General features: G+C 70.4%; 14 protein-coding genes and 1 pseudogene. 1 reads left to right on the forward strand and 14 read right to left on the reverse strand.

From position 1 onward, the window contains the following. Positions 1-54: 54 nt before the first annotated feature. The 14 genes and pseudogenes from ACX114_RS20205 to trpS form a co-directional block, all read right to left on the reverse strand. Positions 55-639 (reverse strand): hypothetical protein, encoded by a 585-nt coding sequence (locus tag ACX114_RS20205; protein WP_459286874.1) that lies wholly within the window; start codon positions 637-639, stop codon positions 55-57. A 54-nt stretch (positions 640-693) separates the two neighbouring features. Then, the gene (gene tssC / locus ACX114_RS20210; protein ID WP_459286875.1) at positions 694-2181 is read right to left on the reverse strand and encodes a type VI secretion system contractile sheath large subunit; all 1488 of its coding nucleotides are present in this window, start codon (positions 2179-2181) and stop codon (positions 694-696) included. A gap of 40 nt (positions 2182-2221) precedes the next feature. Next, complete coding sequence (tssB, locus tag ACX114_RS20215; protein WP_459286876.1) at positions 2222-2869, reverse strand: type VI secretion system contractile sheath small subunit; 648 nt, start codon at positions 2867-2869, stop codon at positions 2222-2224. A 136-nt stretch (positions 2870-3005) separates the two neighbouring features. Beyond that, positions 3006-3902 (reverse strand): hypothetical protein, encoded by an 897-nt coding sequence (locus ACX114_RS20220; protein WP_459286877.1) that lies wholly within the window; start codon positions 3900-3902, stop codon positions 3006-3008. Positions 3903-3907: 5 nt separating this feature from the next. Then, on the reverse strand, positions 3908-4999 hold the full coding sequence (locus ACX114_RS20225) for a type VI secretion system protein IglI family protein (protein WP_459286878.1): 1092 nt from the start codon (positions 4997-4999) through the stop codon (positions 3908-3910). After that, the gene (locus ACX114_RS20230; RefSeq protein ID WP_459286879.1) at positions 4992-5378 is read right to left on the reverse strand and encodes a DUF4280 domain-containing protein; all 387 of its coding nucleotides are present in this window, start codon (positions 5376-5378) and stop codon (positions 4992-4994) included. Before ACX114_RS20230 ends, ACX114_RS20225 begins: the two co-directional genes overlap by 8 nt. Positions 5379-5393: 15 nt before the next feature. Then, a complete protein-coding gene (locus tag ACX114_RS20235) occupies positions 5394-7109 on the reverse strand; it encodes a long-chain fatty acid--CoA ligase (protein ID WP_459286880.1) in 1716 nt (571 codons plus the stop codon). A 6-nt stretch (positions 7110-7115) separates the two neighbouring features. Next, positions 7116-8003, reverse strand: a complete 888-nt coding sequence (locus tag ACX114_RS20240; RefSeq protein ID WP_459286881.1) for a hypothetical protein — start codon at positions 8001-8003, stop codon at positions 7116-7118. Positions 8004-8141: 138 nt separating this feature from the next. Then, positions 8142-10247, reverse strand: coding sequence for a cyclic nucleotide-binding domain-containing protein (locus ACX114_RS20245; RefSeq protein WP_459286882.1), 2106 nt, complete (start codon positions 10245-10247; stop codon positions 8142-8144). Then, positions 10248-12365, reverse strand: a complete 2118-nt coding sequence (locus ACX114_RS20250; RefSeq protein WP_459286883.1) for a HEAT repeat domain-containing protein — start codon at positions 12363-12365, stop codon at positions 10248-10250. It lies immediately after the preceding gene. A 97-nt stretch (positions 12366-12462) separates the two neighbouring features. Next, complete coding sequence (locus ACX114_RS20255) at positions 12463-15114, reverse strand: pseudouridine synthase (RefSeq protein ID WP_459286884.1); 2652 nt, start codon at positions 15112-15114, stop codon at positions 12463-12465. A gap of 27 nt (positions 15115-15141) precedes the next feature. Beyond that, positions 15142-16141: pseudogene (scpB, locus tag ACX114_RS20260) on the reverse strand (SMC-Scp complex subunit ScpB). After that, a complete protein-coding gene (locus tag ACX114_RS20265; RefSeq protein WP_459300219.1) occupies positions 16128-16940 on the reverse strand; it encodes a segregation and condensation protein A in 813 nt (270 codons plus the stop codon). Before ACX114_RS20265 ends, scpB begins: the two are co-directional and overlap by 14 nt. A gap of 201 nt (positions 16941-17141) precedes the next feature. After that, positions 17142-18155: a tryptophan--tRNA ligase gene (trpS, locus tag ACX114_RS20270; RefSeq protein ID WP_459286885.1), complete on the reverse strand. Its 1014-nt coding sequence runs from the start codon at positions 18153-18155 to the stop codon at positions 17142-17144. Between the two features lie 244 nt (positions 18156-18399). Between trpS and ACX114_RS20275 the strand changes: the two genes are divergently transcribed. After that, a complete protein-coding gene (locus ACX114_RS20275; RefSeq protein ID WP_459286886.1) occupies positions 18400-19587 on the forward strand; it encodes a DUF4388 domain-containing protein in 1188 nt (395 codons plus the stop codon). The last annotated feature ends 2 nt before the right edge of the window (positions 19588-19589 follow it).

Below are 19589 nucleotides of genomic sequence, written 5' to 3' on the forward strand. Positions count from 1 at the left end.
GGCCGGGAGCGAATCCTGCTCCCGGCCCGGTTTAGACCCGGACCGCGGCCGGCGCTACTTGGCGGCCGCCTCGGTGATGCCCCACTTCTTCGCGATCTTCTTCGAGGAAGAGGTGGCCAGGTTCAGCGACTGCTCGGTCGCCTGCGGCTTGATGCCGATCTGGAACGTGAAGTTCTTGGGCGACTGCACCTCACGCGACTCGTTGTCCGCGATGGACATGTTCAGGTCGTCGCCGTTCTTCTCGAGCAGACCCTTCATCTCCGCGTCGAGGAAGTTCGACTTGAAGTACTTCTTCCCGATGGGGTCGTACTCGTAGATGACGTACTTGAAGTTGACTTCGATGTTGCTGAAGTTGCCCAGCAGCATCTCCGCCACCTTCTGCTTGTTCGCCACCGACACCTGGCCGGAGAAGTACATGGCGTCCGTCACGCCCGTCTCCCACAGGTAGTGGTTGAGCACCGCGACGACCTTGTCCGCGATGGGCGCGTCCGGGTTCTCAGGATCCTTGATGGTCTCCTGGTCCGCCGCCAGGGCCTCGCCGCCGATGGTGATGGCGGTGATGTAGCCCACGGGGTTCTGCTTGTCCTTCTTGAAGTTGAAACCCTGATACACGTCCAGGTTGCGCGAAAACTGGGGCATCTGTCACTCCAGGGTAAGGGGGCAGGCACTCACCTGCCCCAAGTGGGATGCGGCTTAACCGAGCCGCGACTCGAGCATCAGCTCCACGTTGAGGCCTTCGAACTGGATGTGCGGGAGCACGGCCAGCTTGCAGTCATACCAGCCGATCTCACCGGGACGCGGGAACACCGTCACGCTGCTCGCCTTGAACGGGAAGCGGCGCACCGTGAGGTCGTCCGGGTTGGCCACGGTCGTGACGTAGTTGGACAGCCACGAGTCCAGCTGCCGCTGGATGTAGGGCGCGTCCGCCGTGTTGCCGATGTTGTCGCGCATGATGCACTTCACGTAGTGCGCCAGCCGCGTGATGGAGAACGTGTAGGCCAGGTTGGTGACGAGCTGCGAGTTCTCCGAGTCCTTGGGGTCCTTGAACGTCTTGGCGACCTTGGCGGACTGGGTGCTGAAGAACGTCGCGTCGCTGGAACCCTTGCGGTACACGAGCGGGATGAAGCCGCTTCTCGCGAACTCGTACTCGCGGTAGTCCGGGATGGCGATCTCCACCGGGGCCTTGATCTCCTCCTGGCCGCGCAGGGAGAAGGTGTCCACGGGCAGGCCCGTGATGAGTCCACCGCCCTTGGGGCCGCGGATGGACTGGCACCAGCCGCTGATCTCGAACGCCTTCACCATGTTGCGCGCGAGCAGGATGGCGGAGTTGCCCCACAGGTACTTGTCGGAGTCGCCGCGCGCCGTCTCGGTGAAGTTGAGGACGTCGCAGGGGTTCTTGTCCGGATGCCAGGGCAGGCGCAGCACGTAGCGCGGGAAGGTCAGGCCCACGTACGCGGCCTCCTCCGTGTCGCGGAACGCGTTCCAGCGGCCGAAGCGCGGGTGGGCGAGCACGCCCTCCAGGTTCTTGATGGCCTCCATCTCCTCGATGGTCTCGCAGCCGAAGAACTTGTGGTTCACGGCGGAGATGAACGGCGCGTGCGCGGCGTTGGAGACCTTGGCCATGCGCTGCAGCCAGGTCAGGTCCGCGGGCGTGGAGGAGAAGTCGTACAGGCCGACGATGGCGCCAAAGGGACGGCCGCCGTACTGGTCGTACTCCTGGATGTAGACCTTGTCGAACAGCGCTCCGGCGAAGATGTTGCTGGAGTTGTTCTCGAAGTCCTCCGCCAGCTCATCCTTGGCGACGTCCAGGATGTCGATGGCGATGTTGGCCTTGAAGTTGGTGTGGTCGACCAGGTCCTCCAGGCCGCGCCACGTGGACTCCAGCTTCTGGAAGGTCTCGTTGTGGAGGATCTCGTTCATCTGCGCGTCGATCATGCGATCGATGCGGCTGATGACGTCCAGCACCTGGCCCTTGTCGAAGCGGGCGGTGTTGTCCGGGTCCTCGACGGGGGCCACGTTCTGCAGGAGCGCGGCGACGCTGGAGAGAAAGCGGCTCTCCAGGGTGACCTGCTGCTCGTCGCCCGCGGGCGCGAAGTTGGTGGTGATCATCGGCGCCGATTCCTGGGGCGGATCGAGCCGGACGCTGGTGAACAGGCGCTTCAGGTAGGTGGTCTCAGCCATGGCGGAGTCCTTTTAGAAGTCGAAGGGTTGGGAAGTCGGATCAGGAAGCGGCCGGGGGCTTGGCACCCGCGGCGACGGTGGCGGCGACCGCGGCGGTGGCGGCGGCGGCACCTCCGGCGGGCTTGCCAGCAGCGGCGGCGGCACCCGCGGCGGGCGCGTCCGTCTTCGCCGCGGACTCACCGGCGGGCAGACGCATGGTCTCGTAGCCCTTCAGCTCGTTGAGCAGCTCCTTGAGCGCCTCCGGCTTGGAGAACAGCTCGTAGAGCTCGCGGCGCAGGTCCTTGCGGTTGTCGATGTTCGACTGCATCTCCACGAGGAGCGTCTTCAGGAGCAGCAGCGCCTTGAGCTTCGGCACGTGCTTGACGATCTCATCCGGGTGGAAGGACTTCATCCGGTCGATGGGGAGCGTGACGTTCAGCTCCTCCTCCACGTCCGGGTTGATGCGGTTGGCGACCTGGAAGTTGGTGGACATCTTCATGTCCTTCATCAACTCGTCCAGGTTGCGGCCATCCACGGAACGCAGCTTGCGCGTCTCCAGGTCCGTCTTGCGATCCTCGGAGGAACCCAGGGAGAAGTCCCCCATCACCAGGAGGCGCAACGGCAGGTTCACCGTCTCCTGCTCGCCGTTGATGGTGGTGCGGTACGTGAGGGTGATGCGGGATTTGGGAAGCTGGTCCTGAATGGCCACGGTGACTCCCTGACAATCGCAGTGCGTTTGATTCCCCCCGTACTGCCCTTGCCGCTCCGGGAGTACGCCCTGCCGAGTGAACATTTACAGCCTAGGCGCGATCAGGAAATCCCGTCAACCAGCCGACATGTCAGGTCTAGCGGGGTTCTGATGATCGCAGTTGAGCGGTGTCCCCCGTGAACAGGAGGACCTCCTGAGTCTGTTCCGGGCCGCCTACCAACGGCTCGTATCCCAGGTGGCTTCCGTCGATCAGCCGCGCGTAGCTGCTCTGATCACGCAGGCACAGGATGACGGCGAGCGCGAGCGGGGTCTCCGCGAGGCTCGGGAGGATGCGGGTGTTGAGGCGCCGGCGGGCCTCCACGGTCCACGGGGTGCCGGTGCCGGAGTGCGGCTCGTTGAGGAACAGCCGCACCTCCACGCCGCCCGTGGGGACGGTGGCGAAGCCGCCCACCGCGCTGCCGTCTCCGAGCGCGGCGGCGCCCAGGCGGATGCCCTTGGCTTCGATGCGCTGGCGGCGCGTCTCGCGGCGCACCACCACCTCCGCCTCCGGGAAGACCTTGGCGAACAGCCAGTGCAGGCTGCTGGGGCACGCGAGCCGAAGCAGGCGCAGCCGGTGCGCGGTGGAGTGCTCCCAGCCGGGCAGCAGGGACTCGTCGCGATCCGGAAACTGGCCCGCGAACCGGGTCCGCAGCAACAGGTGGTCAAAGTAACCCAGGAAGTCCGCCATCGTGTCCTGCTCCAGGCGGTCCATGGCCTGGAAGAGAAAGGATGGCAGCGGCGTCTGCAGACTGAGCAGGCCCAGGTTGACGGTGATCACCACCCGTTTGCGCGGGTGGCGGGTGAATTCAATGGCATGCACCAGATGGGGCTGGTGCACGGTGCTGCGGTGGCTGCGGAACTCCACCTCCGCCTCGCCGTAGCCTTCCTTGGCGAGCAGGTCCAGGAGGGCCGGCACGTCGAAGCTGCGGATGCGCTCGCTGATGCGCTCCTCGACGGTGAGCTTGCGGCCCGGCTGTTCGCGCTCCAGTGCCATGGGGGCTATTCGTCGTATTCCGAGCCGCCGCGCGGCTGACGCTGCTGGGCCACGAGGAACGCGTCCAGGTCCACGCGGTAGAGCTGATCCATGGCGCGGAAGGACAGCGTCTCCGTGTTGTGCAGCATGGGCTCGATGGCTTCCGCGTGCTGCGCCAGGCCATTGAAGAAGCCGGAGAAGAGCTGCGGCAGGAACACGCGCGGGTCGAAGCGCTCCACGGTGGCGAGCACGTCCACGGCGATGACGCTCGCCTTGGTGTAGTCCTCGCGCTCCACCAGCGCCTCGAAGGCAGACAGCTTGCGGACCAGCTGCGCGAGCGCGGGGGACATGGGCACGGTGGGGCCCGCGTCCTCTTCCACCTGACGGGCGGCCTTCTTGCGGCGCACGGGGCGGACCTCCTCTTCCTCCTCCTCCGCTTCGTCGTCCTCGTCCTCCTCCCCTTCGTCGTCATCCGGAGCGGCGGCGAGCTCGGGCTCGGGGGCCGCGGCGGGCCGGGGCTCCTCCGGCGGGGGCAGGAAGGGCACGGTCTGGGCGTGGGAGCGCAGCGCGCCGAGCAGCGTGCGCATGGCGTCCATGCACGCGCTCTTCTGCAGGATGGCGAGGGCGGCGATGAGCGGGTCGCCCAGGGCCAGGGCCTCTTCCAGGGGCTCGCGGTTGCCGGGCGCGCTCCATGTCTGCCATTGCGCGTCCTTGAGGCGCGAATGGTGCTCCAGGTGCTTGCCCATCATCTTCAGCAGCCAGCGCAAGCCGGTGTCCGCGAAGACGAGCTTCTTCTCCATCGGGCCGAAGAAGTCCCAGTTCTCCGTCAGCGTGCGCTTGAGGGAGCGGAACACGACGGGCAGCGCCTTCATCCCGTCCGCGAAGAAGTGGCCGAAGAGGTACGGCCCCACCACGCGCACGTCGCGCACGCCCTGGCGCAAGAGCCCCGCGGCGGCGCGGGCCGCGTCCGCGTACTCGCTCTTGGCGACGAGGCCGGTGATGGCCTCCAGGCGCGGATCCGGGCCCTCGGACTCGTCGAGCGGCACCGGGGCGGTGGTGAACTCCGCGTCCAGCAGCGTGAAGTCCACGGGCTCCAACACCTGCGCGGGGCTACCCATCCGTCACCGCCATCTGACCGGGGGCGGTGATCTGGATGACGCCCCCCCAGTTGCACATGCACTTGGAGTTGCTCTCCAGCGCCGGGAAGTTGGCGATCAACACCGTGGGGCACCCGGGCACCCAGGGGGCCGCCGTGGCGGGGATGCAGGGCATGGGCGTGAGGACGCCGAGGGCCGCCGCGGTCGCCGCCGCCACCATGGGGTTGGCCAGGGACTGGCACATGCCGAAGGGCATGATGTTCAGGAGCGGCTTGTTGTCCATGATGTTCGCCGCGGGCAGGGTGGCCATCACCATGTTCGCGGGGAGCACCATCAGCGCGGAGGGCGCCATCCCGAAGCTGCATTGGAGCATCGCTCCCGTCACGACCTGAGCACCCATTGTGCCGCTCCTTCTTCAGCGCGCTGGCGACGGGTCATCTTCACCCGAAGCGGCAGCGCTTTCCAGCAGTCGTCCCCGCAGGGCGGTGAGGGCCTGGAACATCGGGTCCTTCGACTTCTTGTGCAGCGCGCCGGTGAGGAACTGCGAGGCGCACCACCTGTCGTCGACCGCGCCCTTCACCCGGTGGGGAAAGAGCGGAAAGAACTCGATGCGGTCGGGCAGGAAATCCCCGCCAAGCAGCATTTCGATGCGCCGGTGGATCTCCTGCTCGCCGGACGAGGGGGCAGGCGTGGCCCCGGTGAAAGCCAGGAGGATGAAGCGGGAGTGGCTGGCCAGGCCGCCGGTGGACACCGGCACCACGCTGGTGCCCGCGAGGAACGGCAGGCCCTCCAGCGCGGCGGTGACCTCCTTCGCGGAGTAGGGGCGGCCGTCGTGCCGGAAGCCCAGCGTGCCCCCGTAGTGGTAGCGCTGGCGGATCCGCGCGAGCAGGACGTGACCTGGCGGGGAGTCCTTGTCCGGCAGGAGCGTGAAGACGCCCACGTCCGAGGGAGCGCCCTGCCCGCTCAGGTTCGGATCCTTCAGCGTCCACGCCCGGCCCGGGACGGGGAGGACGTCCGTGTGCACGTCCGTGGTCGGCTCGTTCACGCCGCGCGAGGACACCAGCACCGCGCCGCCGGCGGACGCATCGATGAGGACATTGGAGGACGGCACGGCCTGGAGGCCGCACTGCTTCACCCACGTGCGCCAGGCCTGGGCGTCGAAGGGCTCCTCCGGATTGCGGAACCAGTGCTGCACGTTGCGCAGGTTGGCGCGGTGGCGCAGGAGCAGGTCGCGCAGCTTCGGCGTGACGCCCAGGGCGCGCAGCGGGTGCTCCAGGAGCGGGGCCGGGTTGAGCGCCAGGTCCGCCATCTCCAGGTGCAGGTAGGTGGCGCCGCGCAGGAGCGTGGCGAAGAAGAGCGCCGGCAGGTGCTGGAGCACCGGGAAGTCTGGCGCCGCGAGCATGTCCCCCGGCGACAGGCCGAAGGTGAGCATCCCGTCGCCGATGGCGCCTCTCCACGCGTTCTCCGCGGTGAGGGGCACGGGCGTGTGCGGCGGATCCACCAGCGGAGAGAAGAGCAGCCCCACCACGTCCGAGGGCTTGTACGTGTGGGACGTGAAGCCCGGCGCTCCCCTCCCCTGGCTCTTGAGCAGGAGCTGCTCGTGGCCCTTGAGGAGCGGGAGCTGGTGGGGCTCCGCGGCGATGAAGTCCGGCGTCAGCGCCTCCAGCCGCGTGGCCATGGCGCGCGGGCCCATGGGTGGCAGGAGCGTGAAGCAGCCGCCCAGCTTCAGCGTGGCCAGGAGCGACACGAGCAGCTCCTGCCCTACTCCGTGGACCAGGCACACCTTGGCGCCCGGCTCCACGCCCTGATCCGCCCACTCGCTGGCGCGGCGCGAGGCCAGGTCGTGCAGCGTGCGGTATCCCAGGGCCTGCCAGCCCTGGATGCGCTGGTGCGTGCGGAACGCGGGGCGCTCCAGCGCGACGTGGCGCACGATGAGGTCGTGGAAGAAGTCGTACTGCTGGCCCGGGCGGCTCTTGGGCGGCGGGACGCCCCGGCCCGCGTGGGCCTCCGCGAGCGCCACGGCGAACCCTTCCGGATCCTCCCAGCTCTCCTGCCACCACTTCGGGGCGCCTGACTCCGGGGCGAAGCCGGCTTCCAGCTGCCGGAGGATGTCCTTCACGTCGAAAGGCATGGGTGTCTAGCGGGAGGGAAAGTCGAAGCCGACCTTCACCATGAAGCGGACCTTGGAGCGCACGTTGCTGTCCGGGGCGTAGTCGATGGGGGTCGCCCCGCGCTTCGCAGGCGTCTGCTGCGGCTTCGCGCGTTCGATGGACGTGGGCTCGACGGCGCGCACCAGCGGGTGGCGGGCCAGGAGCGGCGGCACGTGCATGTCCACGTCCCGGCCGAAGAGCCACGCGCCACAGCGCCAGAGGATGTCGTGGCGCCGGGTGAGCAGCGTCCAGAAGCGGTCCCGCGTCTCCGTGGCTTCGAAGAGCAGCGGTGAGCTCGAGTCCTCGCGGGCCGCACCGGGGGCCGCGAGCAGGGCGCGCAGTTGCTGCGCCACGCGCTCCACCTCGTCCACGTCCTCGGGGGTGACGGGTGAGCGGCCGGCGAGCTTCGCCTCGTGTCCGCGGAACAGCGCCACGAGCCCCAGGCAGTCCCCCACCACGTCGCGGTGGCCCTCTCCGTGAGCGGCCGACACGTCTCCGGCGGTGAGGAAGGAGGCCTCCGCGAGCGCCTCCGCGGTCTTGAGCAGCTTGCGGCGCAGCTGCTGGGCGCGGTCGAACAGGGTTCCGAAGGAGCTGGCCCGCATGTCGCGTTGGACGCGCAGCGCGGCCCAGGCCAGGCCCTGGGCAAGCAGTGGCAGCTCGCGCAGCTCCTCCACGTTCACGCCTGGAAGCGCGGCGACCTCCGCCTCACGGGCGAGGACGCTCTCCACCCCGCGCTTCGTGTTGTGGAAGGCGAGCGCGATGTTGGAGCGGCACTCCTCCACGGGACCATCGAGGGCACGCGCGGGGGCGAGGAACACGTCATAGCCGGGCTCGGAGCCAATGGCCTCCAGCTCGGCGATGTCGTCGGGCCCCAATCCCGCTGTCGCGTGCTGGCCTCCAGCCATGACTGGGAGGATAGCGGGCACCTCCGGGCGTCACAACCTGGCGCCCTGTACGGCTGCGTCAGGTGACTCGCGGGGTGGGATGCCATCCCGGGGACCCGCGAGGGCACGTCAGACGAGGATGAGGTCTTCGTCCTCGTCGCCCGGCGTGGTGCCGGCCTGGGTGTCCAGCACGTGCTGCGTGCGGCGCAGGCGTTCGTCGCTCAGGTCCGAGACGAGCATCAGGACCTGCGGGTGGCTGGAGATCAGCGAGTCGAAGTCCTCGCGAGGCAGGCGCAGCAGCGTGGTGTGGCGCGAGGCCTCCACGGTGGCGGTGGCCGGCGTCTTCTGCAGGAGGGAGATTTCACCGAAGAGATCCCCTTCCTTCAGGCTCGTCAGCCGCTGCCCGCTCTTGTGGACCTCCACCTCGCCGGAGAGGACGACGTAGAGGCCGTCCGTGGCGTCGCCTTCGCGGATGATGACCTCGCCGCGCTCCACGTCGCGGGCCCGGAAGCGCTCCACGAGGTTGCGGCGGTCCTTGCGATTGAAGGGACGGAACAGCGCGGAGCTGTTCATCACGTTCGCGAGGAGCCGCTCGCGGCAGAACTTCTTGAGGGCCTTGGCGACGGGCGGATGGCTGCGCGAGAGCGTGGCGAGCACGGCGGCGGAGATCTCGAGCACCTGCGTGTCATCGGACACGGACGCCACGGAGGCGGCGCGCGGGGCTCCGGACAGGAGCGCCATCTCGCCGAAGAAGGCTCCGCCCTCCAGCGTGGCCAGGTCCTGGCGGCGGCCGTCCTCTTCCTTGAAGACGCGCACGCTGCCTTCGCAGATGACGTAGAAGGCGTCGCCGTGGGTGCCTTGCGCGAGGATGCGCTCGCCTGGGCCGAAGCGCCGCAGCGGGCAGCGTTCGAAGAGCTGGATGAACGCGTCGCGCGGCAGGTCGGAGAAGAGCGGGATGGACGGCAGCGCGTCCCAGGTGCCGGGGCCGGCCTCCTCGGTCAGCTCGTAGACGGGCTCTTCTTCTGGCGCGTGTTCGGCCAGGCCCCGCTGGGCCGCGAGCTCCACCGCGTGCAGCAGTGAGTCCGCTTCGATCTCCAGCTCCGTGAAGCTGGAGACGCGCAGGGACGCGAGCCAGGGCTCTGGGGCTCCAGCGGTGGTGGGAACCACGGAAGCGCCCGCGGCGACCGTGGCCGTGGGCCTTGCGGGCGTGTCGACGCGGCGGGGGCGCAGGCCCGGGGGCGCGGCCGGAGAGGAAGGCTTCGGCTCGGTGGGGGCCGGCGCGGTTTCGGGGCCCGTGATGGGCGGCGCGAGCGCCTGCCAGCGTCCGCTGGGCGTCCGGCTCTGGGGAAGCTCGGGCATGGGAGATGGGGACGGCGGTGCGACCCGGACGGACTGGCCCGCCGGTGCGGGTGCGGCGGCGACAGGCACCGTGGGTGTCTCAGGCCGCGCTACGACGGCAGGCGTCGTGGGAGGGCTCGCGGTCGCAGGGGCGGCGGAGCCGGGCACCGCTGGCGTCGCCGGAGAACTCGCGGTCGCAGGCGCGGCGGCAACAGGCACTACGGGGGGCTCAGTCCGCGTGGATACGGCGGCATGCGTCGCGGGAGAGCTCGCGGTCGCAGGCGCGGCGGAGCCGGGCACCGCTGGCGCCTCGGGCGTCACGGGCGCGGCCTGCGTGGGCTCGAGCTCGACTTCGACGGAGAGGACCACCTCGGTGTCGTCCGCGACGGGCGCGTTCGACAGGGCCAGCTCGGGCGGGAGCGCATCCGACAGGTCCACCGGGGCTCCGTCGGCCTCCAGTGGTTTCGGCGGCGTGGCCTTGGGGCTGGGGGCTTCGGGTGGAGTCTCCCGTTGGGCGATGAGGCTCGCGGGGGTGGATGGGGGCGCGGCGTCCTTCGGCTTCGCCCTGGACGTGGCCGGCGTGCCCCTTCGCGCGTACAGGTCCGCGAGCATCTGCTGCACGCCCTGGTGGGACGGATCCAGCTCGAGGATCAGCTTGCTCGCGGCGATGGCGCGCGGGAGGAAGCCCTCCTTCGCGAAGCCCTCCGCCGCGGACTGGTACGCGGAGACGGCCCGGTCACGCTGACCGGCCTTGGACCACGCATCCCCCATGCGCAGGCGGCTCTGGTGGTCCTTCGGCTCCGCCTGGCAGTAGTCCTCGTACAGCTCGGCGGCCTTGGCGAAGCGGCCCTTGCCGAAGGCCTCCGTCGCCTTGTCCTTGAGCGCGCGGGACTCCATTCACTGCGCCCCGCCGGCCGCCGTGCCTTCCTTCGTCTGCGAGGCCCCCGCTGCGACGCGGACCTCGCGGAAGTAGTCGCCCTTCAGCGCGTCCAGCGGCTCGGCCTCCGCGCCGGTGTTCATCTTGCGCAGCGCCGTGGCCGCCGCGGCCCGGATCTCCGGCAGGTCGTGGTACAGGTCCCGCCCCACCACCTCCGCGGACTTCGCGTCGCCCATGGCTCCCAGCGCCAGCAGCACGTCGCGCCGGGCCACGCTGTTGGAGTCGTCCAGCGCCTTGAGCAGCGTGGGCACCGCGTCCTTCGCGCCCATCCGGCCCAGGAGCTGCGCCGCGAGCGCCGCCTCCGCCCCCCCCTCCTTCACCACGCCCTGCAACGCCTCCGACGCGGACGCAGGCGGCGGTCCCACGCGCGTCAGCGCATCCAGGACCACCAGCTTCTCGCTGCCCATCTTCGGCAGCGACGCCACCAGCGCGAGCTGCCCGGCCTCGCCCTGCTCCGCCAGCGCCAGCGCCAGCGTCTTCTGCAGCTCACGGTCGGGCTCCAGCAGCGCCGTGCGTGTCACCTCGATGCCCTCCGGCCCCACGGACGCGAGCCCCACCAGCGCCGCCGCGCGCAGCACCGGGCTCACGTCATCCGCGTAGCCCTTGAGGATCTCCAGCGCTCCGGGCGCCTTCAGCCTGCCCAGCGCGGTGAGCAGCGTGGCCAGCGGCTGCAGCTTCGCGGGCTCCACGTCATCGCTCAGCTCCGAGGGGACTCGCGGCGGCACCACCACGCGCCCGGCCTCCTTGGCGCGGGCCGCGTTGAGCGCCTGGAGCCGCTCGAAGAGCTGCGCGTGCTTGGCGGGCCGGGGATCCTCCTTCGCCTTCGCCGCCTCCGGACGCGGGGCCGACGGATCCAGATCCGCCGCGTACTTCCGCGGCAGCGCCTGCGGGATCCAGTCCGCGCGCAGCGCCGCGAGCCCGGCGACCTCCTGCTCGTAGAGCTTCTGGATGACGGGCACCACGGAGGCATCGCCCACGTGCGTCACCGCCTCCACCGCGAGCGTGCGCAGCCCGACGTCCGGCTGGTTGAGCCACGGCGTCACCTTGGGCAGCAGCGCCTGCGCCGCCGGGCCCAGGCCCGCCACCGCCTGGAGCCCCGACGCCGCGGTGGCCGGGCGCGACAGCCGGTCCGCGATGGGCTCCGCCGGGCAGCCGCCTCGCGAACGCATGGCGCGGGCGGCATCCAGGGCCTCGTCCCGGGCGCCATCGAGCGCGATGGCGCACAGCGCGGCGTCCGTCGCGGGCGTGCGCGGGAAGGTCAGGATGGCGTCGGTGGCCAGCGGGCTCACCGCGCTCTTCTCCACGGCCACCGCCTGGAGCTTCGTCGCGGCGGTCGGGTCCTGCAGCTTCATCAGCGCGCCGATGGCGGACTCGCGCAGCTCCGGGAAGCTCTCGTCGAGGAGCAGCGCGATGGGGGCCACCGCGCGGGTGTCGCCCGCGTCGCCCAGTCCGCGCACGGCGGCGGCGGCGAGGATGACCTGGCTGTCGCGCACCATGGGCAGCAGCCGGTTCACGGCTTCCGCGCGGCCGCTCTTGCCCAGCTCCTCGGCGGCGCCCACGCGTTCGGGGAGCGCGCCCTCGGTGAGCGCCAGGAGGTTGCGCTCCCACAGGCCCTTGGCCTCGGCGTTGACGACGGAGGCCATGGCGCCGGCGACGTTGGTGCTCTTGAGGGCCTGGACGATGACCCGGCGCGTGGCGCGGCCCCGCCGTCCGTACTGGAGCGTGAGGTACGCCTTGGCCTTGTCGTTCTTCACCTTGGCGAGCGCCAGGGCGGCCTGGCCCTGCACGGCCTCGTCGGGATCCTCCAGGAGCTCTCCGAGCAGATCCACGACGCGCGGGTCCTGGCTCTCCCCGAGCGCGCTGGCGGCTTCACCGCGAACGAAGGCCGAGAGGTCCTTGGCGGCGCGGGTGAAGAGGACCAGGTCGTCCGGGTTGTTCTGCTCGGCCAGCTTCCGCACGGCGGCGGCGCGGGTTTCGGGACGAGGGTCCTGGATCTCCGCGAGGAGCTGATCCCGGTTGCCGTTGCACCCGACGAGCAGGGTCAGGGCGAGGAAGAGGGGTCGCACGCGGATTCGCATCGTTCTCCCGGAGCGGCGGACGCTGGAGGTAGGCGGCGGTTATATCAACGCCCTCCCGGGCCGCCCACCGACGGAGCGACCCAGGAGGAAGGTTGTTTCAGCGGGAGCGGCCACCACGAGGGGGCGGACGGCCTGCCCCTCCCCGAGGCGCCTTGCTGTTCCAGCGCGGCTCGGAGGCGCGCGTCTTGCGCTCCTTGAAGTCCTGGTAGCCGCCGCCACGCTCGCCCGGGGGCGCCTTCTTCACGCCCGCGCGGACGATGCGCTCGCCGGAGGAGGCGCTGGACGAGGCTCCACCGCCGCCGCGAGACCGGCTGCCGGAGTCCTCGCCACGGGGCTTGAACTCGCGACGCTCGGGACGGCCCGCGGACTCGCCGCGCGGCTTCCATTCACGGCGCTCCGGACGGTCGCCACCCGCGCCAGCGGGCTTGCCGAAGCGGGCACCACCGCGCGCGCCGCCCTCGGAACGGCCCGCACCGGCGGGCTTGCCGAAGCGGCCACCGCCACGAGCCCCACCCTCTTCGCCACCGAAGCGGCTGCCACCCGCCGGCTTGCCGAAGCGGCCGCGAGGAGCGCCGCCCTCGTCACCGCCACGGCCCGCCGGCTTGCCGAAGCGGCCTCGAGGAGCACCACCCTCGTCACCGAAGCGGCCCGCGGGCTTGCCGAAACGTCCACCGCCGCGAGGAGCACCACCCTCGTCACCGAAGCGGCCCGCGGGCTTGCCGAAGCGACCACCGCCGCGCGACGCGCCACCCTCGGCACCGAAACGGCTGCCACCGCGCGGGGCGCCTTCGTCACCACCACGGCCCGCGGGCTTGCCGAAGCGACCACCGCCGCGAGACGCGCCGCCCTCGGCACCGAAACGGCTGCCACCGCGCGGAGCGCCTTCGTCGCCACCACGGCCCGCCGGCTTTCCGAACCGGCCGCCACCGCGAGGGGCACCACCCTCTTCACCGCCGAAGCGGCTCGAAGGCTTGCCGAAGCGGTCACCGCCTCGCGACGCACCACCCTCGGCGCCAGCACGAGCTGGCCTGCCGAAGCCGCCGCGCGGAGCCTCATCACCACCGCGGCCTGCACGGGCCGGCTTGCCGAAGCGGCCCGCGCCACGAGCGCCACCCTCTTCGCCACCGAACCGGCTCGCGCCGCCCTCGGAACGACCCGCACCAGCGGGCTTGCCGAAGCGGCCACCACCGCGAGGAGCGCCGCCCTCTTCACCGCCGAAGCGGCCCGCGGACTCACCGCGCGGCTTCCATTCACGGCGCTCCGGACGGTCACCGCCCGCGGGCTTGCCGAAGCGGCCACCGCCACGAGCCCCACCCTCTTCGCCACCGAAGCGGCCCGCCGGCTTGCCGAAACGGCCACCGCCGCGAGGAGCATCGCCCTCGGCGCCCGCACGGGCCGGCTTGCCGAAGCGGCCCGCGCCACCCTCGGAACGGCCCGCACCGGCCGGCTTGCCGAACCGGCTGCCACCGCGCGACGCGCCACCCTCGGCGCCGAACCGGCCACCACCACGGGACGCACCGCCCTCGGCGCCGAACCGGCCGCCACGCGACGCACCACCCTCGGAACGACCCGCACCGGCCGGCTTGCCGAACCGCGCGCCGCCACGGGGGGCGCGCTCACCCTCGGGCTTGCTGGAACGGCCCGCGCCTCGCGCGGCCTTGCCGTAGGTGGCTCCCTCGGCGGCGTCCGACTCCGTCTCTTCACCGTCGTCGTCGAACGTCGGCACGTCATCCAGATCCGCGTCGTCGTCCGCGGCCAGCGTCGCTCCGCGCTTCGCGAACTTCGGGGGACGCGTGCCTCCGTCCTGCACGCCCTTCCACTCCTTGCGCTCCGGACGCGCCTCGCGGGTCTTGGGCCCCGTCGCAGGAGCCTTCTTCGCCGCGCGCTCCGTCTTGCGCGGCGCCACCGGAGCGTCGTCGTCCATCGACAGCTCGATGTCGTCGTCATCCGCCCCGCCGAAGCCCGGCGCCGAACGCCCGTGACGGCGCGGCGGCAGCTTCAGGTCCGACGCGTTCGGCTGCGCACGGCCCTCCGCCACCTCCGTCAGCTGGATCACTTCCGCGGTCTTCAGCGGCCGCAGCTCACCGGGGCGCAGCCCCTCCACGCCCACGCCCGCGTAGTTCGGACGGAACAGGCGCACCACCGGGTGCCCCACCGCCGCGCACAGGCGCTTGATGAGGTGCGGACGGCCCTCCGCCACGACGATTTTCAGCCAGGTGTTGCGCTCGGCCTTCTCGAAGACGTCCACGGACACCGGCGTGGCCATGCCGTCTTCCAGCCGCACGCCCCCGCGCAGCTTCTCCAGCGTGGGCATGTCCGGCGTGCCCTTCACCTTCGCCAGGTACGTGCGAGGCACCTGGAAGCTCGGGTGCGTGAGCTTGTGCGCCAGCGCGCCGTCATCCGTGAAGAGCAGCGCCCCTTCGGCGTCGTAGTCCAGGCGTCCCACGGGGAACAGGCGGCGGCCCGTCTCCTCCACGTAGCTGGCCACCGTGGGCCTGCCCTGCGGATCCGACAGCGTCGTCACGACGCCCACGGGCTTGTACAGCAGGTAGTAGGACGACTCTTCCGGCGGCGTGACGAGCTTCCCATCGACGGTCACCAGGTCCACTCCGGGCTCCACCCGGCTGCCCAGCTCCGTCACCGTCTCGTTGTTCACTCCGACGCGACCGGAGGTGATGAGTTCTTCCGCGTGCCGGCGCGAAGCCACTCCCGCGCGAGCCAGGTACTTCTGCAAACGTTCCGCCGCCATTCCGTGCCTTCTTCCAGTTGCCGCCCATCACTCGGGCTTGGGCCCCTCGCTATCACCCTTCTCGGGCGAAGGGGGGCTTTCCAGGATGCTGGAGCTGACCTTCTGGGTCCGCTCCGCGGCGGCCATGGCCTCCTCCAGCTCCTCCAGGGCGGCCTCACTGGCCGCCTCGTTCTTCTCCATTCGCTTCGTGAAGTTCGGGTCCGACAGCGCCGCCACCGTCCCCTCCGCCTTCGGAGCCGGGGGAGCCGCCTCCTTCTCCACGATTTCCCGGTGCTCCTGGGTCAACTCATGGAATTCCCGGAGCGTGGGCAGCGCGGAGAGGTCCTTCAGCGCGAAGAACTCCAGGAACTCGCGCGTGGTTCCATAAAGGATGGGGCGGCCGACTTCTTCCCGCTTCCCCAGGATTTTCACCAGCTTGCGGTCCATCAGCGCCTTGAGCACCGCGCCGCAGTCCACGCCGCGGATGTCCTCCAGCTCCGGGCGGGTGACGGGCTGCCGGTACGCGATGATGGCCAGCGTCTCCACGGCCGCGCGGGTGAGCCGCTGCGGCTTCACCCGGAGGTAGCGCCGGACGTACTCCGCGGAGTGGGGGTCCGTGCGGAACTGCCACCCGCCCGCCACTTCATAGAGGACGACGCCGCTGATGCCCTCGCGGTGGATGCCGGAGAGCTGATCCAGCGCCTGGAGGATGGGCTCCCTGGGGATGCCGGTGGCCTGGTAGAGCTCGTCCACGTTCAGGGGGCGCTCGGCGACGAAGAGCACGCTCTCCAGGACCGTGCGGATGCGGTCCGGGGAGAGGTTGCGGCTCTTGGCGACCAGCTTCTCGAAGGAGGACTGGAGGTCCGGGACGTAGTCGTCGTCCGAGCCCTCCTCGATGGCGGCCGCCTCCACCCCGTCCAGCTCCGCGTCGTCGGGGACCAGGGCCGGTGACGGCGGCGATCTCCTCCTCGGAGAAGGGGCCGGGGCCGCCGGGCGTGCCGGGGGCGGGCGTCTCGTCACCGTCGTCGGGACCGTTACCGGTAGTCACTCTCGTCGACCTCCGTGGGGATGAGCTTCTCCAGCGCGTCCCCGTTGGGCGTCACCTGGATGGGGCCCAGGGGCTCCTCCTGGAAGACCTTGATGAGGCGGCGCTTCACCATCTCCAGCATGGCGATGAAGGTGATGACCACCTCCTGGCGCGTGGCCGCCTCCGTGAACAGCGCGTCGAACACCACCTGCCCGTCCTTCTTGAGCCGCTCCGCCACCCGGAGGATGGCCTCGGACAGGCTGACGCGCTCCAGCACCACCTCGTGCTGCACCTTGGGCGTCAGCCGCTCGAGGACGCGGTCGAGCGCCTCCACCAGCTTCAGGACGCTGATCTCCTGCAGCCCCACCTCGTCCTCGGGGATGGGGACCGCCTCCACGGGCACCTTCCGGGCGAACACGTCCCGGTCCAGGATGTCCTGCTTGGCCAGGTGCTCCGCGGCCTCCTTGTACTTCTGATACTCCAGGAGCCTGCGCACCAGCTCCGCGCGAGGGTCCTGCGCCTCCTCCACCGCCGCGAGCACGTCCGCCCCTTCCGGGACCTGGGCGGCGTCCTGCCGGGGCAGGAGCATGCGGCTCTTCAGGTGGGCGAGCGTGGAGGCCATCACCAGGAACTCGCCGGCGATGTCCAGGTTCAGCTCCCGCATCCGCTCCAGGTACTCGAGGTACTTGGCGGTGATGAGCGCCAGCGGGATGTCGAAGATGTCGACCCGGTGCTCCTTGATGAGATGGAGCAGCAGGTCCAGGGGACCCTCGAAGTTGGGCAGCGCCACCCGGAAGGCGTCTCCGGGCGTGCGCGGCAATCCCTCCCCGTCGGGGTCCGGCGGGAGGTCGTCGGGCGGTGGGGGCTTGCGACCTTCGCTCACCGGCCGGCGTCCTTCTGGGGGGATGGGAACTTCGTCATGCGGAAGGGGCCGAAATTCCGGCCTTTACAAGCGCCGGAGGGACAGACCTCCTTAGCAATGCCTCCCAGGGGGGTCAAACATTTGAACAGGAACGGGCGTTCAGGGGATTCCCACGGCCCGTCTCACCTGGTCCATCAGGCGGGTGGCTTCCGCCCGGGCGCGGTCGGCGCCGTCCTTGAGGATGCGCTCCAACTCGCCAGGGTCGTTGAGCAGCTCCTGGCGGCGCTGGCGGGCGGGGCCGAAGGTGACGTGGAAGGCGTCCAGGAGCTTCTTCTTGAAGTCGCCGTAGCCCTTGCCGCCGGCCTTCCAGGACGCGTCCACGTCGGAGAACTCGCCGGGCGGGAGCATCAGCTTGAGCAGGTCGTAGAGCGGCGCGTCCGTGGTGGGCTTGGGCGCGTCCACGGGCGTGGAGTCCGTCTTGATGGACATGATGCGCTTCTTGATGTCCTTGTCCTCGCCGAACAGCTCCAGCGTGTTGCCGTAGGACTTGGACATCTTCTGTCCGTCGATGCCGGGCACCGTGGCGGCGTTCTCCTGCACGAAGGCGGCAGGGAGCTTGAGGATGCCGGGCGCGTGGCCCCGCTCCTTGCCTTCCGGATCCGCCGGGTCGTAGCCGGGGACGTACTGGGTGTTGAACTTCACGGCCCAGTCGCGCGCGAACTCGATGTGCTGGATCTGATCCTTGCCCACCGGGACCTGGTCCGCGCTGAAGAGCAGGATGTCCGCGGCCATGAGGACGGGGTACGCGTAGAGGCCGAAGTCCGCGCTGATGCCCTTGGCGACCTTGTCCTTGTAGCTGGTGGCCCGCTCCAGGTGCGCCATGGGCACCACGGTGCCGAGGATCCAGTTGAGCTCCATGACCTCCTTCACGTCGCTCTGACGGAAGAGGACGGCCTTCTTCGGATCCAGGCCCAGCGACAGGTACGTGAGCGCCGCGTCGCGCGTCAGCTCCATCGCGAGCTTCGGGTCCCGGATGGTGGTGAGCGCGTGGTAGTTGGCGATGAAGTAGTAGGCCTCGCCCTGATCCTGGAGCTGCACGAACTGCCGCATCGCCCCGTAATAGTTGCCGATGTGCAGCCTTCCGGACGACTGGACGCCTGAGAGAATCCGCATCGCGATTCGCGCTCCGAATGACGGGTGGAGGACACGGCTCGTTCGCACACCCGCCGTCATGCTGCAACCTTCCGTTGGGACAGGTGGGCCCTTTCAACGCCTGACACTCGCGTGCCCTGATTCCCTGGAACATTTCGCCCGGGCAGGAAAAGCCCAGCAGTTTCAGGGGGTTGAGACGTCTCAAGTCTCCCAGGTACCCTGGCGGCCGGCGCAGCATGCGACCTGCCTTGGAGGGCGCCCACGGATGGAAGCGTTCACAGGAAACCTGGCCAGCTACCGGCTCCAGTTGGTGTTGCCCCCGCTGTTCGCGACGCCTGGGGTGGAGGGGACGCTGCGGGTGGAGCGGGGCGCGGTGCGCCGGGAGTTCTACCTGCGGGACGGGCACCTGGTGGGGGTGGCCTCCACGGATCCGAGGGAGCACCTGGCGCAGGTGCTGGTGAACCTGCGCATCCTGGACGCGCCCCGGGCGGCGGCGGCGTTCGAGGCGGCGGAAGGCGCGAACCTGCCCTACGGCACGTTCCTGGTGCAGCGCTGCTTCGTGGAGCTGTCGCAGCTGACGGAGGCCATGGAGCACAAGGCGCGCGAGGCGCTGTTCGACTGCTACGCCTGGGAGTCGGGCGAGGTGGAGTTCACGCCGGGGCTGCCCCTGTCCGGGCGGGCGGTGGGCCTGCGGCTGCCCTTGAGCACGCTGCACCGGGACGCGGTGGCGCGAGTGCAGGAGTGGGCGCAGTTCCGGGACATCTTCCCGCGCCTGGACACCACGTTCCGGGTGTTCCGCGAGTTCGCGGTGGAGACCTTCTCCGAGGAGGAGGACGTGCTCCTGGACCTGGCGGCCGGAGGCGCGACGCTGGGCGAGCTGCTGGCGAGCGCGAGGGAGGCGCCGTTGTTCGCGGCGCGCTGGGTGCTGCACCTGTACCGGCGCGGAGCGCTGGCGCCGCACCGGTCCACGGGGCTCCAGGTGGGCGAGTCCACGGAGTTCACGGAGCTGCTGGCGCTGGTGCGCGCGTTCCTGTCGTCGCGCAAGTACGACCTGGCGGTGGCGTTGGCGGCGCAGGTGTTGGAGCGGGGGCCGGTGCCGGAGGCGCACGCGCTGTACCGCGAGGCGGAGGTGGGGCTGACGCTGGCGTTGAGTGACGCGCTGTTCGCGTTGGACGGGAGGCTGGTGTTCGAGCCCATCCCCCGCCCTGCCCCGCCGGACCTGACGGCGGACGACCTGTATCTCTACTCCAAGCTGAGGGGCAGCCGGAGCATCCGCCAGGCCCTGCGCACGGCGGCGATGGGAGAGCTGGCCGCGTCACGCTCCGTGGAGAGACTGAGGGCCGCGGGGCTGATCCGCGTGGCCCCGCTGGCGCCCGATGCGCCGGAGCCCGGGCCCAGGCGCACGACGACGGATCCCTATGGTTTGAATCTGGGGGACCTGGGCGGAAACTGAGC

Source organism: Corallococcus sp. M7 (assembly GCF_054512695.1).